A 4,238-nucleotide genomic window follows, 5' to 3' on the forward strand; every position below is an offset into this window, starting at 1 on the left:
CCGGCCTCGGCCCGCGCGGCGGTGACATCGCGCACTGCCTGCTGCACCTCGGCCCGGGCGGCGTCCCGCTCACGGCCCAGAGCCTCGGCCCGCTCGTTGGCTGCCGCACTCTGCTCCCGCGCCGCGGCAAGATCACGGGTCAGCGCCTGCACGCCGACCCGTGCAGCCTCCAGCTCCCGCGCTGTCGTCTCGGTCTCCCGGCGAGCGACGCCCAGCTCCCGCGCCTTCGCTTCGGTCTCGCGGCGAGCGTCGTCGAGCTCGCGGGACTTGGCATCGGTCTCCCGTCGGGCTTCGTCGAGCTCACGGGACTTGGCTTCGCTTTCCCGGCGGGCGTCGTCGAGCTCCCGCCGGACAGCCGTGGCCTCCGCGCGGGCCCGGTCCCGTTCCGTCTCGGCCTGCTCCCGCAGCGCGACAGCAGCACTAGCAGCAGCCTGCGCCTCGTCGCGCCCCGCAACGGCCAGCCGGGCGTCCTGCGCAGCGGCCTCAGCCAGCCGCCGGGCATGCTGCGCGGCCTGCTGGGCGTCATCACGTTCGGCCCGCGCGACAGCAGCCTCCTGCGCGGCCGCCCCGGCGGCCTCGGCAGCCCGATCAGCATCACGGCGGGCATCGTCGCGTTCGGTGTGCGCGGCCGCGACCTGTCGGGACGTCTCCGCCCGGACCTCGGCCACCTGCCGCTCCACCCCGGCCGGTGACATCTCGGCGTGCAGGGCCTCGCTGAGCGTGCCGACGAGCTGATCGAGACGATCGACGGCCTCCCAGGTGCGGGCCACCTGACCGGCGAGCCCGGGCGAGGACCGGTGCCGCATCCGCACGTTGCGCGAGGCCCGCTGGCACTCACCGTCGTTGTCCCGGCAGTAGCGGAACGGACGACCGGCGGCGGCCCGCTGCGGAACTGGCCGCCCACAATGGGCACACGGACGCGTCTCGGGCACCGGATCGCCGGAGTAGACGCCACCGGCACCGCCTGGGGCCAGCTCGGCGGCCCCGGGTGCAGACCCAGAACCGGCACCCGTGCCGATAGCTTCTCCGGCGGATCGGTGTCTGGCGGCCAAAGACCCGGCGGCCACAGACCCGGCGGACCCGGACCCGATGTCGTCCCCGGTGGATCCGTGCCGGGTCATGACCGCCCCAGCGGTCCATCCCGAGGAGCCGGCTCCAGAGGGCCGGGCCGTTGCGGCACCGGTAGCCGGACCCGCCAAAGCCGGACCCGCCAAAGCCGGACCAGTTGAAGCCGGACCAGTTGAAGCCCCACCCGTTGAAGCCCGACCAGTGGAAACCGGACCTGCCAAAGCCGGACCAGTTGAAGCCGGACCAGTCGAAGCCTCACCCGTCGAAGCCGGACCAGTGGAAACCGGACCTGCCAAAGCCGGACCCGCCGAGGCGGAGCCGGTCGAGGTCGAGCCGGTCGACGTCGGGCCGGTCAAGGCCGGATCAGCCGACGTCGGGCCGGTCAAGGCCGGATCAGCCGACGTCGGGCCGGTCAAGCTCGGGCCGGTCGAAGCCGGATCGTTCGTCACGGAAGCGTCGTCATCCACCATCGCGGACCGACCCTAACGCCACCCACCGACACTTTCCCGCCACCGCGCCGCACCACCTCACGATCCGGCACCCGTCATCGGGCGTTCGGTGACACCAGCGCACCGTTCGGCCATTTCCATGGGCGCCATCACCACGGCGACGGCTAGGAAGAGCGCATGAGCAACGAGGTCACCGTCCCCCTGCTGCCCTGCGCCTCCCTCGACGACACCGTCGCCTTCTACGAGGTGCTCGGCTTCCACTCGACCTACCGCCAGCGCAGACCCAACCCGTACGCGGCCATGCAGCGCGAGGATCTCAACCTGCACTTCTTCGAGATGGCGGGCTTCGATCCGGCCCAGTCCTACAGCTCGTGCCTCGTGCTGACCCCCGACATCGGCGGGCTGCACCGGGCGTTCGCGGCGGGCATGCGGGCCGCGTACGGCAAGGTGCTGGTCGCCGGCACCCCGCGGATGACCCGGCCCCGGCCGCGCAAGAACTACGACGGGGTGAGCGGCTTCAGTGTCATCGACCCCGGTGGCAACTGGATCCGCATCGTGCAGCACACCCCGGCCGCCCCGACCCCGGCCCAGGCGCCGGCGCCGGCGGGACGACTGGAAAGGGCTCTGGCGAACGCGGTCGTGCTGGCCGACTCCAAAGGAGACCCGCGCCAGGCCGCCCGCGTCCTGGACAGCGCCCTGGCCCACCTCGGCGACGGCGATCCCGTCACGCACGTCGAGGTGCTGGTCTACCGGGCCGAGGTGGCGCTGGTCCTGGACGACCCGGCCACCGCCGCCGAGATGCTGACCCGCGCCCGGCAGGTGCCGCTGACCGCGGACGAGACCATCCGAGCGGCTGCCGCGTTCGAGAACGCCGCGGACCTGCTCTAGGAGAAGAACTCCTTGACCACCGGGGCGAGCGCGGCCGGCTTCACCAGGTGGGTCTGTCCCGGCAGGGTGCGGTATTCCGCTTTCGGCAGTGCCTCGCTCAGCGCCCGGGCCGCGTTGCGCATGTACTGCGGGCTCTTGCCGCCGTCGAGCACGAGCGCCGGGGCCGTCACGCCGGACCAGCGGGTCGGGTCCAGCGGCTTGCCGCGTCCGGTGTCGCCGAGGATGCGCAGGTCGTAGGGCAGGGTGTGGGCGGCTGCCTTGATCTTGCGGAACGGTGGCAGCAGCGCCAGGATCTGCACCGCGAAGCCGGGCATGTCGACCGAGCGCAGGAACTTCTTGACCGCGCCGCCGGTGTCGCCGGCCGCGATCAGCGCTTCGGTCTCGGCCAGGAACGTGTCCGGGCGCGGCGCGTGGGTGTCGTCGACGATGAACGGCGGCTCGTAGAGGGCGAGCCGGCTGAAGCCGGGCAGGCGGTCGGCGGCGTCGGCGGCCAGGACCGCTCCGGAGGAGGTGCCGAGCAGGTACGCCGTACCGCCGGCCGCCGCGAGCAGCGCGGCCAGGTCCTCGATCTCCCGCTGCGGTGACCAGGGCAGTGTGTTGCCGCTGTCGCCGCGGCCACGACGGTCGTAGAAGTACACGGTGTAGGTGTCGGCGAGCGCGGCGGCCAGTCCCCGCGCGGGTCCCTGGTCGCGGTAGCACATGGCGCCGTCGACGAGGATCAGTGCCGGTCCGGTGCCGGTGGTCTCGTACGCGATGGTGGTGCCGTCGGCGGAGGTGACGGTAGGCATGGTGATAGTCCTTCAGTCGAGGCTGTCGGGGCTTTTGAGGTCGGAGCTTTCGAGGGAGGCGAGGAAGGCGGGCCAGATCCCCGGATCCGCGGGGGTGAACAGCGCGTGGGCCACGACCAGTGAGCCGTGGAAGCCGCGCAGGAAGCGGTAGATGGCGTCGGGTGCGCGTACGGCCAGGGTGTGCGGGTTGGTGAACGACACGACGCCGTCGGGGATCACCGTGCTGTGCACCGGGTCGCCGGCGCGGGGTGCGGCGTCGAGTCCCAGCGCGTGGTGCAGGCGCTGCCAGGTGCGGGGCCAGTCCGTGACCGGCGGCCCGAAGATGTCGACCGGGATGGCGAAGCGGCCGGGGAACCAGTACAGGCATTGCGTCAGCGTGTGGAAGAACAACTCGGTGCCGTACCGCATCGCCTCGTACTCGTCGGCCCAGTCGTCGCCCGGCAGGAACCCGCTGGTCACCGTCCGCAGGACGGTGGACGCGCCGGCGCGGCCCTCGATCAGATACTCGTACGCGACGAAGCGCCCGTCCTCGCCGGTGTCGCTGCGGTACGCGAACCGGTGCGGCGGCTGCGCGGCGGTGACGTGCCCCTCCGGCATCCAGCCCTCACCGAACGAGGTGCGTACGGTCTCGCCGTCGATCTCGGTGCGCCCGACGAACCAGGAGCTGATCCCGGGCCCGGTGGCGACCGTGTCCCACACCTGCTCGGGGGTGGCCGGCACCTGCGCGTCCAGGTGGGCCTCGAAATCCTTGCCCATCAGCGCTCCCGGGTCACGGTGGGGTGCACGGCGACGACCAGGCGGTGGCTGCGCCCGCCCGGCGCGTCCTCGTCGTGGAAGCGGCTCACCAGGGCGGTGACGGCCACGGTCAGCTCCTCGGCGAACGCGGCCCGGTCGGCGGCGCTGGCGAAGCGGACCTCGCCGTCGATGGCGAACGTGGCGACCTTCTGCCGGGCCTGGCCCGCGCCGGTGATCAGCTCGCCGACGTCGCGGACCAGCCGCGCCGCGACGGCGAGCAGCCAGCGCGCGGACAGCCGGTCCGGCGCCC

The 4,238-nt window shown here is 72.8% G+C and carries 5 protein-coding genes and 1 pseudogene; 2 read left to right on the forward strand and 4 right to left on the reverse strand.

The genetic code is table 11. The features are described from left to right. Positions 1-806: serine/threonine protein kinase (locus AB0C29_RS36295; protein ID WP_360830200.1), on the reverse strand; the 806-nt coding region annotated here is incomplete at its 3' end. A 538-nt stretch (positions 807-1,344) separates the two neighbouring features. Here AB0C29_RS36295 and AB0C29_RS36300 point away from each other — a divergent pair. Both AB0C29_RS36300 and AB0C29_RS36305 read left to right on the forward strand, forming a co-directional pair. After that, positions 1,345-1,554: a hypothetical protein gene (locus AB0C29_RS36300; protein WP_360830203.1), complete on the forward strand. Its 210-nt coding sequence runs from the start codon at positions 1,345-1,347 to the stop codon at positions 1,552-1,554. 140 nt (positions 1,555-1,694) lie between these two features. Then, positions 1,695-2,405, forward strand: coding sequence for a VOC family protein (locus AB0C29_RS36305; RefSeq protein ID WP_360830206.1), 711 nt, complete (start codon positions 1,695-1,697; stop codon positions 2,403-2,405). Here AB0C29_RS36305 and AB0C29_RS36310 read toward each other — a convergent pair. The 3 genes and pseudogenes from AB0C29_RS36310 to AB0C29_RS36320 form a co-directional block, all read right to left on the reverse strand. Beyond that, positions 2,402-3,193: an alpha/beta hydrolase gene (locus AB0C29_RS36310; RefSeq protein WP_360830209.1), complete on the reverse strand. Its 792-nt coding sequence runs from the start codon at positions 3,191-3,193 to the stop codon at positions 2,402-2,404. The two genes, AB0C29_RS36305 and AB0C29_RS36310, sit on opposite strands and share 4 nt — an antisense overlap. A 12-nt stretch (positions 3,194-3,205) precedes the next feature. Next, entirely contained in the window at positions 3,206-3,949 is a 744-nt protein-coding gene (locus tag AB0C29_RS36315) for an SRPBCC domain-containing protein (RefSeq protein WP_360830212.1), read from the reverse strand. Next, positions 3,949-4,238, reverse strand: a pseudogene (locus tag AB0C29_RS36320) (ArsR family transcriptional regulator); the annotation flags it as partial. The gene AB0C29_RS36315 and the pseudogene AB0C29_RS36320, both read right to left, overlap by 1 nt.

This window comes from Actinoplanes sp. NPDC048791, assembly GCF_040650095.1.
GTDB lineage: Bacteria > Actinomycetota > Actinomycetes > Mycobacteriales > Micromonosporaceae > Actinoplanes.